The 14,526-nt window shown below is 46.1% G+C and carries 16 protein-coding genes; 1 reads left to right on the forward strand and 15 read right to left on the reverse strand.

Going from position 1 to position 14,526, the window contains the following annotated elements; genetic code table 11:
* Window positions 1–6 precede the first annotated feature (6 nt).
* From JRJ22_RS28955 to JRJ22_RS28965, 3 genes are read right to left on the reverse strand one after another with little or no spacing between them, the layout of a single operon-like run.
* Window positions 7–219: a DUF951 domain-containing protein gene (locus JRJ22_RS28955; protein WP_054942638.1), complete on the reverse strand. Its 213-nt coding sequence runs from the start codon at window positions 217–219 to the stop codon at window positions 7–9.
* Window positions 219–1,199 (reverse strand): mechanosensitive ion channel family protein, encoded by a 981-nt coding sequence (locus JRJ22_RS28960; protein ID WP_206102602.1) that lies wholly within the window; start codon window positions 1,197–1,199, stop codon window positions 219–221. Before JRJ22_RS28960 ends, JRJ22_RS28955 begins: the two co-directional genes overlap by 1 nt.
* 11 nt (window positions 1,200–1,210) lie before the next feature.
* Window positions 1,211–1,468: a putative Se/S carrier protein gene (locus tag JRJ22_RS28965; RefSeq protein WP_206102603.1), complete on the reverse strand. Its 258-nt coding sequence runs from the start codon at window positions 1,466–1,468 to the stop codon at window positions 1,211–1,213.
* Between the two features lie 193 nt (window positions 1,469–1,661).
* Between JRJ22_RS28965 and yyaC the strand changes: the two genes are divergently transcribed.
* Window positions 1,662–2,270: a spore protease YyaC gene (gene yyaC / locus JRJ22_RS28970; RefSeq protein ID WP_206102604.1), complete on the forward strand. Its 609-nt coding sequence runs from the start codon at window positions 1,662–1,664 to the stop codon at window positions 2,268–2,270.
* On the opposite strand, the gene JRJ22_RS28975 is transcribed toward yyaC, so the two are convergent.
* From JRJ22_RS28975 to rpmH, 12 genes are all read right to left on the reverse strand, one after another.
* Complete coding sequence (locus tag JRJ22_RS28975) at window positions 2,242–2,742, reverse strand: DUF4446 family protein (RefSeq protein ID WP_206102605.1); 501 nt, start codon at window positions 2,740–2,742, stop codon at window positions 2,242–2,244. The two genes, yyaC and JRJ22_RS28975, sit on opposite strands and share 29 nt — an antisense overlap.
* Before the next feature lie 21 nt (window positions 2,743–2,763).
* Window positions 2,764–3,927, reverse strand: coding sequence for an aminotransferase class V-fold PLP-dependent enzyme (locus JRJ22_RS28980; RefSeq protein WP_206102606.1), 1,164 nt, complete (start codon window positions 3,925–3,927; stop codon window positions 2,764–2,766).
* A 93-nt stretch (window positions 3,928–4,020) separates the two neighbouring features.
* A complete protein-coding gene (locus tag JRJ22_RS28985; protein WP_054942644.1) occupies window positions 4,021–4,863 on the reverse strand; it encodes a ParB/RepB/Spo0J family partition protein in 843 nt (280 codons plus the stop codon).
* The gene (locus JRJ22_RS28990; RefSeq protein ID WP_206102607.1) at window positions 4,856–5,617 is read right to left on the reverse strand and encodes a ParA family protein; all 762 of its coding nucleotides are present in this window, start codon (window positions 5,615–5,617) and stop codon (window positions 4,856–4,858) included. The genes JRJ22_RS28985 and JRJ22_RS28990 overlap by 8 nt, the downstream gene beginning before the upstream one ends.
* 213 nt (window positions 5,618–5,830) lie before the next feature.
* Window positions 5,831–6,646 carry a nucleoid occlusion protein gene (gene noc, locus JRJ22_RS28995; RefSeq protein ID WP_206102608.1) on the reverse strand — a complete coding sequence of 272 codons (816 nt, stop codon included), beginning with the start codon at window positions 6,644–6,646 and terminating at the stop codon, window positions 5,831–5,833.
* Between the two features lie 359 nt (window positions 6,647–7,005).
* Window positions 7,006–7,728, reverse strand: a complete 723-nt coding sequence (gene rsmG, locus JRJ22_RS29000; protein ID WP_206102609.1) for a 16S rRNA (guanine(527)-N(7))-methyltransferase RsmG — start codon at window positions 7,726–7,728, stop codon at window positions 7,006–7,008.
* A 3-nt stretch (window positions 7,729–7,731) separates the two neighbouring features.
* Window positions 7,732–9,618: a tRNA uridine-5-carboxymethylaminomethyl(34) synthesis enzyme MnmG gene (gene mnmG / locus JRJ22_RS29005; RefSeq protein ID WP_206102610.1), complete on the reverse strand. Its 1,887-nt coding sequence runs from the start codon at window positions 9,616–9,618 to the stop codon at window positions 7,732–7,734.
* A gap of 88 nt (window positions 9,619–9,706) precedes the next feature.
* Window positions 9,707–11,083, reverse strand: coding sequence for a tRNA uridine-5-carboxymethylaminomethyl(34) synthesis GTPase MnmE (gene mnmE, locus JRJ22_RS29010; protein WP_206102611.1), 1,377 nt, complete (start codon window positions 11,081–11,083; stop codon window positions 9,707–9,709).
* A gap of 120 nt (window positions 11,084–11,203) precedes the next feature.
* Window positions 11,204–11,938, reverse strand: coding sequence for an RNA-binding cell elongation regulator Jag/EloR (gene jag / locus JRJ22_RS29015; RefSeq protein ID WP_206102612.1), 735 nt, complete (start codon window positions 11,936–11,938; stop codon window positions 11,204–11,206).
* The gene (locus tag JRJ22_RS29020; protein WP_206102613.1) at window positions 11,935–12,843 is read right to left on the reverse strand and encodes a YidC/Oxa1 family membrane protein insertase; all 909 of its coding nucleotides are present in this window, start codon (window positions 12,841–12,843) and stop codon (window positions 11,935–11,937) included. Before JRJ22_RS29020 ends, jag begins: the two co-directional genes overlap by 4 nt.
* A gap of 86 nt (window positions 12,844–12,929) precedes the next feature.
* Window positions 12,930–13,280 carry a ribonuclease P protein component gene (gene rnpA, locus JRJ22_RS29025; RefSeq protein WP_206102614.1) on the reverse strand — a complete coding sequence of 117 codons (351 nt, stop codon included), beginning with the start codon at window positions 13,278–13,280 and terminating at the stop codon, window positions 12,930–12,932.
* A 438-nt stretch (window positions 13,281–13,718) separates the two neighbouring features.
* Window positions 13,719–13,853 carry a 50S ribosomal protein L34 gene (gene rpmH / locus JRJ22_RS29030; protein ID WP_019914530.1) on the reverse strand — a complete coding sequence of 45 codons (135 nt, stop codon included), beginning with the start codon at window positions 13,851–13,853 and terminating at the stop codon, window positions 13,719–13,721.
* Between the last annotated feature and the right edge of the window lie 673 nt (window positions 13,854–14,526).

Genomic DNA, 14,526 nt, shown 5'->3' on the forward strand with positions numbered 1-14,526 from the left:
GCAAGCTTAATTATTCTGTAAGCCTTCTTCTTTTGAACGCAGCACCTTTTTCAGGTTTTTCTCGAATTTGGCGCGGGGGATTAGAACACTGTGCTGGCAGCCTACGCATTTGATCCGAATATCCATCCCCATCCGGATGATCTCCATTTCATTGGTTCCGCAGGGATGGGGCTTCTTCATCAGAACAATATCCCCTAATTGAAAAACCTTCCGTTCCATTAGTTCTCCCCCTTTTCTCCCTCTTGAGCAGCAGCGACCTGTCTTCGCGGAACAGCACCAGCGGCCTCTTCAGCCTGCACTTCATGCTCACGGGCCTTCCGCTCAGCCTCCGCTTCTTCCAGCGCCGTCTGCTTCTCCAGTGCTTGCTTAATATCGCTTTGGATCTGCCGCTGCGCTGCATCTCTGGCATTGGGCTGACAATTGGCCGCTACACGAATTACGTATTCAGAAGTATTCATGGATTGAATCCCCAGTATATTCGGATAAGCCAATATATTTTCATTCCGCTCTTCAATCCCCTGTAACGCTTCGCCGATTAGAGCAAGTGTAGTTTCAAGTCCCCGCTCAATCTTCACCGGCACATCCACCACCGCCAAGGCATTAGCCAGAGAATAATTCGTTACGTTGATGATCGTGCCGTTAGGGATAATATGAACCTCGCCCGTGCTGCTGAGCAGTCTGGTCGTTCTGAGACCGATCATTTCCACGGTTCCTTTATAGGTCCCCGTCTGAATCACATCGCCTACCGCAAACTGATCCTCAAAAATAATAAAGAAGCCTGTAATTACATCCTTGACCAAACTCTGTGCTCCGAAACCGATAGCCAGACCTAAGACGCCAGCTCCTGCAAGTACCGGGGCAAGATTGAAGTTAAACTCAGACAGAATCAGCATAATCATGACAAAATTACAGATGAACGTAACCACATTTTTCAGAAGTCCGCCTACCGTCGAGAAGCGCCGGCTGTTTGCCAGCATCCTCCCCCGGGTTTCCCGTTCCATCGAGCGGTCGATGATCTGGTATACAACCTTTATAATTACCCGGGTCAGTATAATAATTAATAATATCCGCAAGCCGGAAAAAAGCACGTTCGCCCACATATCTGCATCCGTTACCCAATTCCAGACCTTATCCTTGAAACGGACCACCTGCTCTACAGCATCTTCAGACGTTCCCGCCTCGAGTAGCCATCTATTCATATGATCCCTCCCTATTCATATACCTCTATGTAGCCGCTGCCCTCTCCATTCTTACTGAATATTCCGCGGATTTCAACATTCTGTTCGGCAATCAGTTTGCGGACTCCAATGAGATCAGCCTTAAAAAATTGAATCGACATCGCGCACCCTGCGGTAATTTCTTTGGGAGTCGGGAAGATATCGATTTCGATTTCCGCATATTCAAGCAGCATTTCTGCGCGCAGCGCCTGCTGTGTAGAGTCAAATGCAATCAGCAGCTCTTCCTCCATGTCTACGCCTCCCTCTGGGCTTAAGGTCCTATCTCTTGTACCTGTAGTATAAAATCCCTCTTTCATCCATATACTAGGATCATTAACTAACATTCCCCCGCGGACAGATGGCTTAAGTTATCAGCAATCTATGAAAGGTAATGGCAGACTGCTGGTATTTTCGTAGAAGTTCCGCCGCAGAAAGGAAGATTATATGAATTTCTCTTCTCAAGCTGTACCGCTGCCAGAGCCGTCTTGTTTAAAAATATCACATGCTGATCCTAACATCTACTCGGCGATCATGCACCGTTTGCTTTTCCACTTGTCGCGTACCCGTCAAGATACTCCAATTGTGATTGTCTGTGTAGGCACGGACCGCTCTACCGGCGACTCCCTTGGCCCGTTGGTCGGAACGGCGCTAGCCCGCTTTCACAGTCCCTTGTTTCATCTTTACGGTACACTGGACGAGCCTGTACACGCCGTAAATCTGGAGGAGACTTTGACTCTAATTCACAACAAATATAATGATCCCTTTATCATTGGTATTGATGCCTGTCTGGGGCATTCCGCCAGTGTCGGCTGCATCCAGGTCGTGGATGGCCCGCTGCGTCCAGGAGCTGGCGTGAATAAACAACTGCCCCCTGTTGGTGATATCCACCTGACCGGTATTGTAAATGTCGGTGGATTTATGGAGTATTTTGTATTGCAGAATACCCGGTTGAGTCTTGTCATGCGTCTATCTGACATTATTGCCGTCAGCCTCTATTCCGCATTAAAACAATGGAAGCTTCATGCTAAATCTGCTGCAACGCTAGAGCAATAACTTCCTTCTCCTCCGGTGAGAGCGGGTACTGGGAGGTTCCGCCTTCCAGCGGTTTGGAGTATATATAGGAATTCTCGCGGTTGTGCAGGCTCGTTAATACCACACCACTGCTGCTGTCATCAATAATTGCCATTGAAAAGCTTAAGTCATTTCCGCGTTCACCGAATGCGTTATACCGCTTCATCGCAACTTTTGATTTCATGCCGCGCATTTTTGTCTGTGCAGCTTCAATTAATGCCTTGTGTTCACGCTGGCCTTCTTCAAGCATTTCGCTCTGATTCTTTAGATCAATCAGCAGACTTTCCAGATCCTCGACACCGTTCCCACTCATCATTGCTTCGTATTTGCGCCGCATTTTACGCAGCTTGCTGCCCTGAACGATCTGGATAATTACCAGCACCAACAGAATAACTGCAGCAGCAAATACAACTAATGATAACTGTTCACTAATTATTTGATTCAACTCTGACATATATGGACCATCCTTTTGTATTTATCTGCTGGAGTGAAGGCCATATAACTCTGCCATGGCATCCAGCAATCTGTTAACCTCTTGTTCTGTCGAGCTTACACCTACACTTGCCCGCACAGCTCCACTCTCCAGCGTCTCAGCGGCTTGATGAGCTAAGGGCGTGCAATGCATTCCAGCCCGTACAGCTATGTTGTATCCCCGGTCCAGCCGATGTGCAATATCTGCAGATTCCTGTCCTTCGATTGTAAAAGAAACAATACCGCTCCGCGGAGCGCCGATCGCAGGACCAAGCAGCCTTATACCAGGAATTGCAGACAATCCCTCCATCATTTTCTGCGTTAATATCCATTCTTGATGATGGATATTTTGTGTGCCCAGCGATTTTATGATTTTTACACCGGCGAGCAGTCCCGCTATGCCCACTGCATTCTGTGTTCCTGCCTCATAGCGGTCCGGGCGTACCGCCGGTTGTTCGCTGTTTTCGGATTGGCTGCCGGTTCCCCCGAGCATCAAAGGTTCCAAATCAAGCTCTGGCGAAACATAGAGTCCTCCTGTCCCTTGTGGACCGAGCAAGCCTTTATGTCCCGGAAAAGCAAGCAAATCAATGTTCATCTCTTTCACATTGATATCCAGTGAACCAGCACTTTGAGCTGCATCGACCAGAAAAACAGCACCCTTAGATTTGGCGATATCGCCTATGTCACCAATCGGAAGTATACTGCCAAGCAGATTCGAACTATGATTGCAGATCACCATTTTAGTATTAGGTTTGAAGAGCCTATTCAATTCCTGCAGATTGATTTGTCCCTCTTTATCGACCCGCAAATAATCAACCTCTACCCCCATTGTCCGGCGCAAATATTCTAATGGCCTGCGTACAGAATTATGCTCAGTCATCGTCGATATCACATGATGCCCTGGTTGAAGTGTACCCTTAATGGCCATATTTAGCCCCATCGTTGTATTGTGGGTAAAGGCAATATCCTGGGCATTTGATATTGCAAACAGTTCAGCCAGCAAGGCGCGCGCTCTCACAAGCACCCTACCCGTCCCTATAGCCAGCGAGTGGTTGCCGCGCCCGGCATTAGCACCCGAGTGTTCCAACGCTTCCACCATCGCTACAGCCACCTCTGGCGGCTTAGGCCAGGATGTTGCCGCATGATCCAGATATACCAGTGGCTCCATTCTCTAACCTCACTTTTCGAGTTTAAAAAACATACCCCTCCATATCCGTGTTAAGGATACCTCAGGATATGTTTTCGGGCAAAGATATTCAAATCAGTTCCCTAATAGTTCAAGCAGTCTTTCCAGGTCTTGGGCGCTGTAGTAGTTGATTTCGATCTTTCCTTTTTCCTTGCCTTGCTTAATTTTTACCGTGGTTTTGAATCTTTCACGCAACCCTTCCTCTACATTATCAATGTAAGGATCACGTTTAACAATTTTCGCCTTTACTCCAGCTGTAGGTTTACGATCAAGATTCTTCACTACCTCTTCCAGCTGCCTTACACTCCATTGCTGTTCCACGCATTGTTCGGCCAGTTGTTTTACAGTCTCAGAATCTTTCAGTGCCACAATTGCCCGGGCATGGCCCATCGAAATTGTTCCACGTGAAACATAATCTTTAACTTCCTCCGGCAAAGTGAGCAGCCGCAAAAAGTTAGCGATATGCGATCTCGACTTACCTACCTTCAGAGATAATTCCTCCTGGGTAAGTGAAAATTGATCCATTAAACCTTGATATGCCACTGCAACTTCCATCGCATTCAAATTTTCACGCTGCAGGTTTTCAATCAGGGCGATTTCCATCACTTGTTGGTCACTCAAACTTCTTACAACAGCGGGAATTGTTGCTTTTCCACAATACTGCGATGCACGGAATCTGCGTTCACCAGCAATGATTTCATATCCCTTTAACACGCTGCGGACAATAATCGGTTGAATGACTCCATGTTGTCTTATGGACTCGGCCAGTTCTTGAATTGCTTCTTCATTGAAATCCTTGCGCGGTTGATAAGGATTAGCCCGCAACTGACCCAAAGGTATCTCCACAACCTTATCATCTTCATTGATTGACAAGGATGGAATTAGTGCATCTAGACCTTTCCCTAAACGCTTACTCATAAGAGATCACTTCCTTTGCCAACTCTAAGTACACTTCTGCTCCTTTGGAACGGGTATCATACGTAATAATGGATTGTCCATGCGAAGGAGCTTCGCTAAGACGAACATTACGGGGGATAATCGTTCTATATACCTTCTCCTGGAAATACTTTTTGACCTCTTCAATAACTTGAATCCCCAGATTCGTTCGGGCATCAAGCATGGTCAGCAGCACTCCCTCAATTTTCAGATGAGTATTAAGATTTTTTTGCACCAAACGCACGGTATTAAGCAGTTGGCTAAGCCCTTCCAGTGCATAGTATTCACACTGAATTGGAATAATGACCGAGTCTGCCGCAGTGAGTGAATTAATAGTAAGTATGCCGAGAGAAGGCGGGCAATCAATGATGATGTAATCATAATTACCTTTCACCGCATTGAGCGCCTTTTTAAGCTTTAGTTCTCTGGAGATCGTCGACACTAATTCGATTTCAGCCCCTGCCAATTGAATCGTAGCCGGGATAATATCGAGCCCTTCGATCTGCGTCTGTAAAATTGTTTCTTGAGGGTTAGCCTCATTAATAAGTATATCGTAAATGCAATTTGCTACATCCGCTTTGTTGACGCCAACGCCGCTTGTAGTGTTGCCTTGCGGATCGATATCGACAAGAAGCACTCTTCTCCCCAGAGTAGCCATTCCGGCACCCAGGTTCACGGAGGTTGTCGTTTTACCAACGCCGCCTTTTTGATTTGCTATGGCAATAATCTTGGACACTTATTTCACCTCGAATTGTTAGAAAGAATCATCTTGTAGTTTCTGAAGTTGTAACGGCGCAGACCGTGAATGAAACGGAATCACTTATTGCAAGAAATATAGACAAATATACAGGTAATTATTATCAACGAGTTCATCCGCCGGTATAATTCGATTGTAGTCATACAAAAGGCGGCCAATCACCTCAGGGCCGCCTTCAGCTTTTGAAACAATTTATCGTTTTGGGATCTGAATCACAATCTCATAATGGTCGCCGCGGTCATTTTCCGAGGTCTTTATTTCCATCCCTGAGCCTGATACCATATCAATGGATTGACGAATTGTATTAAGCGCTAGACGAACGTCCTTGGTGTAGGAAACCCGTTTTGATTTTTTGGTCTGGTTAACAGCTTTGTAAAAGGCAATTCGAGCTTCAGTCTGCTTCACATTCAAGCCCTTGGCAATGATCTCAGCCAGTACTTTCAGCTGCATTTCCACATTGTCCAGAGATAACAAGGAACGAGCATGTCTCTCTGTGATCTGTCGTTCCATGAGGGCTGTCTTAACTTGCTCGGGCAGCTGCAGGAGGCGTATCTTGTTTGCGATTGTGGATTGGCTTTTCCCTAACCGCTGTGCCAAGCTTTCCTGAGTCAATTGATGAAGATCAATCAGTTTCTGATAAGCAATAGCTTCCTCAATAGAGGTCAGACCTTCTCGTTGCAAATTTTCTATTAATGCAATTGATGCAGCCTGAGAATCATTGAACTCACGAACAATGGCCGGAATGGTCTCCAAGCCGAGCTTCTTAACCGCACGCCAACGCCGTTCACCCGCGATAATCTCATACAAAGAATCACGCACTCGCACAACGATGGGTTGAATAACTCCGTGAGTTTTGATGGTCTGACATAGCTCGTCTATCTTCTCATCATCAAAAATTGTCCGTGGTTGATAAGGACTGCTAATAACCTCATGAACCGGGATCTGTTTGATCTCTTCTCCGCTGCTCCGCTCGGTAAATCCAAAAAGCTTGGTGAATTGTTCTTTCATTCCGTTCATAACCACCTAGTTTCGTTATAGTACGATCCTCTTGACCTTGCCTGGAAAAAAGCTTATCGTACAGCATTCAATGCAGCCTGGAAACCCCAGGTAAAAAGACGCTCATTTCCGGAAGAAACTCCATTCCAGATAGTCGCTGAAATTCTATCACTATATTATTCTATCACTTTTCCGCTCATAATCCTATTCTCCATAAAGACCTATTTTTCCTGCATAATAAATTCTGCGTGAAAGCTGTTTAACGCCTATCACAAAATAAAACAACAAGCCCATGGATAAAAGGCTTGTTGTTTTGCTTGCTATAGAACGCAGCTTATTTTCACCTATTTACATTGTTTCACGTGAAACAATCAGATTAGTGGAGATTTGGCTGGCATTCCTGCTTTGCGGGGATATTTAGCAGGTGTGGCTCCTGTTTTGCGGATCATGACGATATGCCGCGCCGATTCCTCTACAGGCAGGCTAAATGACTCAACTTGCTTGAGTTCAGCCCGCAATTCCTTGAGGCTTCTTTTGGCTTCTGTTAATTCCTCGGCAGGATCATTACCCTTCATCGCTGCAAAAATACCATCTTTTCGCGTGAACGGAAGACAGAATTCATTCAGCAGTGATAAACGTGCCACAGCACGGGCAGTTACTACATCATATGCGTCACGATGCACGAATTGTCTAGCTACATCCTCTGCCCGGCCATGAATAAGCTCTACTCCGATTAATCCTAAAGTGTCACAAATATGCTGGAGAAACGAAATTCTTTTACTTAAAGAATCCACAATTGTCAGCTTTAAATGAGGGAAACAAATTTTCAAGGGAATACCAGGAAATCCTGCTCCTGATCCGATGTCTGCCAGACTTTTTACATCATCCATGTTTAAATAGAATGCAAGAGAAAGCGAGTCGTAAAAATGTTTCATATAAACCTGACTACGTTCAGTAATTCCCGTAAGGTTCATCTTCTCATTCCAAGAAACCAGTTCCTGATAATAAAGCTCAAATTGCTCCAATTGTCGGGGTGCAAGCTGAAGGCCACGCTCCTGCAAAAGTGCAATGAACTGCGCTGAAGTACTGTCCATAAATTATCCTTTCGCCGCCGTTACTCGGTTGTAATGCTCTAAATGCACAAGCAGAATCGAAATGTCAGCCGGTGTGACACCGGCAATCCGTGAAGCTTGTCCGATAGAAATCGGGGCAATCTTCGTCAGCTTCTGCCGTGCTTCCATAGCCAGTCCATGAATCTCATTATAATTAATATCATCCGGGATTTTCTTCTTTTCCATCTTTTGCAGCTTTTCCACATGTGCCAGCTGTTTCTCAATATATCCGGCATATTTAATTTGAATCTCTACCTGCTCCTTCATCTCTTCATCAAGGATTTCAGGGGCTGGGGATATTTGATCAACAAAGCTGTATGCAAGTTCAGGGCGGCGCATCAGAGTAAGCAAGTTACTGCCATCTACAATAGCTGCAGACTCAAATGCTGCTAATGCTTCATTGACTTCTACGGGTTTTACTTTTGTTTCTTTAAGCCGGAGAATTTCACGTTCGACTGTTTCCTTTTTATTCAGGAAGGCTTCATAACGCTGCTGCGGTATCAAACCAATCTCATAACCAATAGGTGTCAGCCGCAGATCAGCATTGTCATGACGAAGCAGCAAACGGTATTCTGCCCGTGATGTAAGCAAACGGTAAGGCTCATTGGTTCCTTTAGTAACCAGATCATCAATCAGTACTCCAATATAGCCTTGGGAACGATCGAGAACCACCGGTTCTTTCTCCTGCACTTTACGGGCAGCATTAATACCGGCCATTACACCTTGTCCTGCTGCTTCCTCATATCCGGATGTACCATTAATCTGTCCGGCTGTGAATAGTCCCGGCAGACGTTTGGTTTCGAGTGAAGGCCACAACTGGGTAGGCACCATCGCATCATATTCAATCGCATAGCCGTTACGCATCATTTCTACCTTTTCCATTCCTGGGATGGAGCGAAGCACTGCTAATTGAACATCCTCCGGCAGACTAGTGGAAAGACCCTGTACATAGTACTCCGAAGTGTTTTTTCCTTCCGGTTCAAGGAAAATCTGGTGCTGTGACTTGTCGCTGAACCGGACCACCTTATCTTCGATGGAAGGACAGTAACGCGGACCCGTTCCTTCAATAATACCTGTAAACATTGGAGCACGATGAAGATTGTCATTAATGATCTGGTGCGTCACTGGAGAAGTGTAGGTCAGCCAGCAAGGCAGTTGTTCGTTTTGCGACGATTTCGTTTCAAAAGAAAAGAACTTCGGCTTATCATCACCCGGCTGAATTTCTGTCTTGGAGAAATCAATCGTATCTTTATGCACACGCGGTGGTGTACCTGTCTTAAAGCGAACCAGCTCAAAGCCCAACTCACGCAGATTCTCCGACAGTCGGACTGAAGGCTGCTGATTGTTTGGACCGCTCTCATAGGTCAGCTCACCCATAATTACTTTTCCGCGCAAATAAGTTCCGGTGGTCAAAATAACTGTCTTACTACGGTATATAGTGCCAGTCTTGGTAATCACCCCGGCGCAACGGCCGTTTTCAACGATCAATTCTTCGACCATTCCCTGACGAAGCGTCAGGTTGGGTGTCTTCTCCATTGTTTCTTTCATGGCATGCTGATAAAGGAATTTATCCGCCTGTGCGCGAAGAGCATGAACGGCCGGTCCTTTACCGGTATTGAGCATCCGCAGCTGAATAAAAGTCTTATCGATGTTGCGGCCCATCTCTCCGCCAAGCGCATCAATTTCACGGACTACATGTCCTTTAGCCGGACCGCCAATCGAAGGATTACAAGGCATGAATGCCACCATATCCAGGTTAATCGTTATCATCAAAGTGTTGCAGCCCATCCGGGCTGCAGCCAGTGCAGCTTCGCAGCCGGCATGGCCGGCGCCTATGACCACTACGTCATAGCTGCCTCCTTCATAGCTCATCTCTTATTCCTCCTAATAGCTTCGTATAACAAGCTGAATTATATAGTTTATGCAGAGCAGGGATCCCATACAGGCCCCTTGCTGCATCTTATTTGCCTAGACAGAATTGCGAGAAAATTTGGTCTAGCAGCGAATCAGCAGCGGTATCACCGATAATCTCTCCGAGCTGCTCCCAAGCCAGACGCACATCTATTTGAATCATATCAATTGGAACGAACATATCAGCTGCTTCATAAGCATCTTGCAGCGACTTATGCGCTTTTTTGAGCAAGGCAATATGCCGCACATTACTGACATAAGTAAGGTCACCGGATTCCAGTTTGCCGCCGAAAAACAGCTCCGAAATGGCTTCCTCCAGCTTATCCAGCCCTTCCTCCTCCAGCACTGACATCGGCACAATGCTCGATTCATCAAAGAACGTAAGCAGCTTGGCTTTGTCCAGGCGTGGCGGTAAGTCCATTTTATTCATGATGACTAAGGCTTGTCTACCGTGGATTTGTTCCATTAGTGCCAATTCATCCTCATGCAATTCTTCATTCGCATTAAGGACAAGCAGGATCAGATCAGCATCACTGAAAGCTGCCTTGGAACGTTCTACACCGATTTTCTCAACGACATCCATTGTTTCCCGAATACCTGCGGTATCGAGCAGCTTCAGCGGGATATTGTTGATCGTTACATATTCTTCTATTACATCACGCGTTGTTCCCGGAATATCAGTCACAATCGCTTTGTTGTCACGGGCGAGCGCATTAAGCAAGGAGGACTTGCCGACATTAGGGCGGCCGACAATTGCCGTCGTAATACCTTCACGCAGAATTTTCCCTTCATTGGCCGTCTTCAGCAGCTTATTAATACCTTCCATTACCTCACTGCTTTTCTCTTTAATGAACTCAGCCGTAAATTCTTCCACATCATGCTCAGGATAATCAATATTCACTTCAATGTGTGCCAGAGTCTCTATAAGGGTATGGCGCAAACTCTTTATCCGCTCGGATAACGATCCACTGACCTGTTTCAGGGCAACGGAAAATGCACGGTCCGACTTAGAACGAATCAAATCTATGACCGCTTCCGCCTGAGAGAGATCAATCCGTCCGCCCAGAAAAGCGCGCTTGGTGAATTCACCCGGCTCGGCTAATCGGATATTCTGCTGCAAAAGCAGATCCATCACTCTTCTGACTGAAATCACTCCGCCATGGGCACTGATCTCCACTACATCCTCTGTTGTGAAGGACCGTGGTCCCTTCATTACAGTCACCAGGACCTCTTCCATTCGTTCACCGTCCACCGGGTTAATAATATGGCCATAATGAACGGTATGGGAAGCAACTTCCGTAAGCGGGGTTGAGCTGCGGAACAAAGGTGCAACCTCAGATATAGCTTCCGGTCCGCTCACGCGGATAATTGCAATTCCACCCTCGCCCAGTGCCGTCGAGACGGCAGCAATGGTGTCACTAAGCATGCTGTTTCTCACCTCAATATAGTGTTTAATTTAGAATGTGAATGCACTAAATTCTTATGGTTTTAAAAAAAGCAATGACCCCTTACATTGGTCAAGGAGTCATTGCGGCTGTATTTATCTCTACTTCAATGTTATAACGACGCGCCGGTTAGGTTCTTCACCCTTGCTAAGCGTGCTGACTTGACGATGATCCTGCAGCCTGGAGTGAATGATCTTACGCTCCTGCGGCGACATGGGCTCCAGCACAACCTCTTTACGGGTTCGAACTACACGGCCAGCCAACCGGTCAGCCAGTTCTTCTAATGTCTTCTTACGGCGTTCGCGGAAATTCTCCGCATCCAGCACCAGACGGATGAAACTGTCAGAATAACGGTTGGCCACAATATTAGCCAAATACTGCAGAGCATCGAGAGTTTGTCCTCTTCTGCCAATCAGGAGGCCGAGATCCGGACCGGAGATTTGCAGAATGGTCGATTCCTTGGTATGAACGATTTCCACTTCCACCGTGAGCCCCATGCTCTTGGCGACATCCACAATGAAATGAACGGCCTCTTGGTAAGCTTCCTCCACCGGTTGTCCGGAATCTTGGCGCGGCACACCGCCGCCAGCCTCCTGTTTGCTCTCTCGTGTTGACTGCTGAGGCAGTGACGGAGCACTCGCCGCTGACGCCGGTGCGGCTTCGGTAATCAAGGTGAGTTCCACCTTGGCACTTTTCGCACCGATCAATCCAAGGAATCCTTTTGACGGCTGTTCAAGTACGTTGACCGTGACCCGGTCCTTTTGAACTCCAAGCTGGTTAAGTCCCCGTTCTACAGCTTCTTCAATGGTTTTCCCTGTTGCGACGACTTTGCTCATTTTGACTTTTTGGCTCCCTTCTTTGCTTTGCCGCCATTGCCTTTTGCAGCGGGAGTAACATCCTTGCGGGCGCTTGTATCCTTGCCCTTCACAAGGTTCACTTCTTTGCCGGTACCGGCAGTTGCGACAGCCAACTTGGTCTTATCGTTGTTGCGGTATAAGAAGTAGTTCTGGATAATGGTGTAAAGGTTACTGTAGAACCAGTACAACGGCAGTGCTGAAGGGAAGTTGTACGACATGATGAAGATCAATACCGGGTATACCATCATCATGAACTGCATCGGACCCTGCTGCTGAACCGGATTCATTTTGGTCATCATGCGGGTTTGCAGGAACGTAGTTGCTGCAGCCAGCAATGGCAGAATGAACAGATGGTCAGGTTTACCGAGCTGAAGCCATAAGAAAGAATGCTCCCGCAGATCAGGGTTATAATAAATCGAGTTGTAAAGCGCGATAAAAATCGGCATTTGCACAATCAGCGGCAGACAGCCTGCCATCGGGTTAACTTTGTTTTCCTGGAAAAGGCGCATCGTTTCCTGCTGTACCTTTTCGGGCTCATCTTTATATTTTTTCTTAATCTTCTCAAGTTCCGGTTGAATCGCCTGCATCGCACGCGAGCTCTTTACCTGTTTCATGGTAAGCGGCAAAATTAGCGTACGGACAATAATAACCATTACAAGAACGGCCAGTCCATATTGTCCATTAAACCACTTTGCGAACGTATCCAGGGCGATGGCGAAATAATATACTACATTACTCTGCCAAAAGCCTCCGTTTTTCAAATCCTCCGTAGTATGCGTCACTGTAGTCGACGACGGAGAGCATCCCGACAGAACAGCGATCATTAGAACCATTAACCCGAGGAGAAGAAACATTTTTCCTCGTTTAGTCTTCAATAGAGACACTTCAAAACCCCTCTCTTAAACATTCCATTGCACCGTAAATCATACCATAATTATGAATACAAATAAACAAGCCTCTTCCGCAGCCATTACTTGCGTGAGGCCTTGAGCAGCTTGGCTTTGCGCAGTACATGGAGGGCACTTTTTTCGAGCTCCGCATAATCCATGTTCAGGGCTCCTTTTCTTACGATAAATACCATATCCAGCCCGCCGGCAATTTCCGGTTCGTGATGACGGATAATTTCCTTCACCAATCGTCTCATCCGGTTGCGGACGACGGCGTTTCCGACCTTTTTGCTGACCGACACACCAAGCCGGAACCGCTCCACCTCTTTTCTGCTGAACCAGTACACAACAAACTGATGATTCGCAAATGACTTCCCATGGCGGTATACGCGGCTAAAGTCCGCACGGTTTCGTAATCGTAAACTTTTGTGCACGGGAATCTCCTATTCAAAAACCGGGCTTTCAGGGAAGCTCCGGAAATTTATCTTCTAATTAGTATAGTCATCCGGCCGCCGCCATAAACGGCTTGTCCGGGATCAGGCATGTTCTTCCTTCGATCTGCGTATACATAAGAAGAAACGGCTTTGCCGTCCTTGTAAGGAAGGTATCCGTTTCTGCGAGTTAGAGAGGGATCATTTTGAGTGTGACACCTATTAGCTTTTCTTCTCTGCTAAAAAAGGCCCGCAAAGTGTTGCCATGAGCCTTTGCTGAGCCTAGAAAGTGTCCATTCACAAATAAGAAAACGGCTTTGTTCCATATAACAGGACGATATCCGTTTCTGCCCTATATAAGGAAGCAAAAAATACAGCTCTGCATTTATGCTCCCTTATATTTAAAAAAGGACCACCGCAGTGGTCCCTAAGTGGCCTAACTTACGCACTCAAAACTTTTCTGCCTTTCAGGCGGCGGGCTGCCAGCACTTTACGGCCGTTTTTCGTGCTCATTCTTTTGCGGAAACCATGTACCTTCTTGCGTTTGCTCACATTCGGTTTGAACGTCGGTCTCATGTATTGCACCTCCCTTACAGGATCTTAATTACTGTCATATTAGCAGAAACGGTCTAAGCCGCTCTTTTGAGTAGGGACAGTATCTACAAGTATTATCAATTAAATTTGGAGACCTATCCTCACAGAAAACACCTTTATATATTTAAACACAGAATCGGCCCAAAAGTCAACCGTTTCTCTGTACTCCCTCCACCATTCCACAGATTGTTTATCCACAGTCCTTCAGAACCGTAAATCTAATCCACAAGCTTTTACAGTTATCCACCTGTGACTAAAAATAAATCCACATCCACAAAAGTGAGCACAACCTGTGCATAAAAAAATAGTCCCCATGACGGAAACTGTCGAACGGTAAACAAATTATCAACAATATGTAGTGTTGTTCCTAAAAATTATACACAAGTGATTGAATTTGTGGATAAAATGGCCCGGCTCATTGAAAAACAAGGGTGGTTTTGCTATGATGGTATTACTTTTGAATGTGAATAGATTTGTTTGTTCTCTATATTATCAACAAGCTGTGGATAAAGTTGTGAACAATTCAAATTTATCCATATTTTTTTGTCTCTTGATATTGCATATTGGGGATAAGATTCAGCACGAACCCATTTTCTTCGACATTTCCACTTCATGGCTGACGCCACATTTGGAAGATTTAAAGGAGTGACAGTCT

Origin of the sequence: Paenibacillus tianjinensis (genome assembly GCF_017086365.1) — a bacterium.
In the GTDB taxonomy this organism is placed as follows: domain Bacteria; phylum Bacillota; class Bacilli; order Paenibacillales; family Paenibacillaceae; genus Paenibacillus_AQ; species Paenibacillus_AQ tianjinensis.

Bases quoted from the DNA above. Each gene is read 5' to 3' on its own strand.
- JRJ22_RS28955 (WP_054942638.1), bottom strand. From the start codon at position 219: ATGGAACGGAAGGTTTTTCAATTAGGGGATATTGTTCTGATGAAGAAG.
- JRJ22_RS28960 (WP_206102602.1), bottom strand. From the start codon at position 1,199: ATGAATAGATGGCTACTCGAGGCGGGAACGTCTGAAGATGCTGTAGAG.
- JRJ22_RS28965 (WP_206102603.1), bottom strand. From the start codon at position 1,468: ATGGAGGAAGAGCTGCTGATTGCATTTGACTCTACACAGCAGGCGCTG.
- yyaC (WP_206102604.1), top strand. From the start codon at position 1,662: ATGAATTTCTCTTCTCAAGCTGTACCGCTGCCAGAGCCGTCTTGTTTA.
- JRJ22_RS28975 (WP_206102605.1), bottom strand. From the start codon at position 2,742: ATGTCAGAGTTGAATCAAATAATTAGTGAACAGTTATCATTAGTTGTA.
- JRJ22_RS28980 (WP_206102606.1), bottom strand. From the start codon at position 3,927: ATGGAGCCACTGGTATATCTGGATCATGCGGCAACATCCTGGCCTAAG.
- JRJ22_RS28985 (WP_054942644.1), bottom strand. From the start codon at position 4,863: ATGAGTAAGCGTTTAGGGAAAGGTCTAGATGCACTAATTCCATCCTTG.
- noc (WP_206102608.1), bottom strand. From the start codon at position 6,646: ATGAAAGAACAATTCACCAAGCTTTTTGGATTTACCGAGCGGAGCAGC.
- rsmG (WP_206102609.1), bottom strand. From the start codon at position 7,728: ATGGACAGTACTTCAGCGCAGTTCATTGCACTTTTGCAGGAGCGTGGC.
- mnmG (WP_206102610.1), bottom strand. From the start codon at position 9,618: ATGAGCTATGAAGGAGGCAGCTATGACGTAGTGGTCATAGGCGCCGGC.
- mnmE (WP_206102611.1), bottom strand. From the start codon at position 11,083: ATGCTTAGTGACACCATTGCTGCCGTCTCGACGGCACTGGGCGAGGGT.
- jag (WP_206102612.1), bottom strand. From the start codon at position 11,938: ATGAGCAAAGTCGTCGCAACAGGGAAAACCATTGAAGAAGCTGTAGAA.
- rpmH (WP_019914530.1), bottom strand. From the start codon at position 13,853: ATGAGACCGACGTTCAAACCGAATGTGAGCAAACGCAAGAAGGTACAT.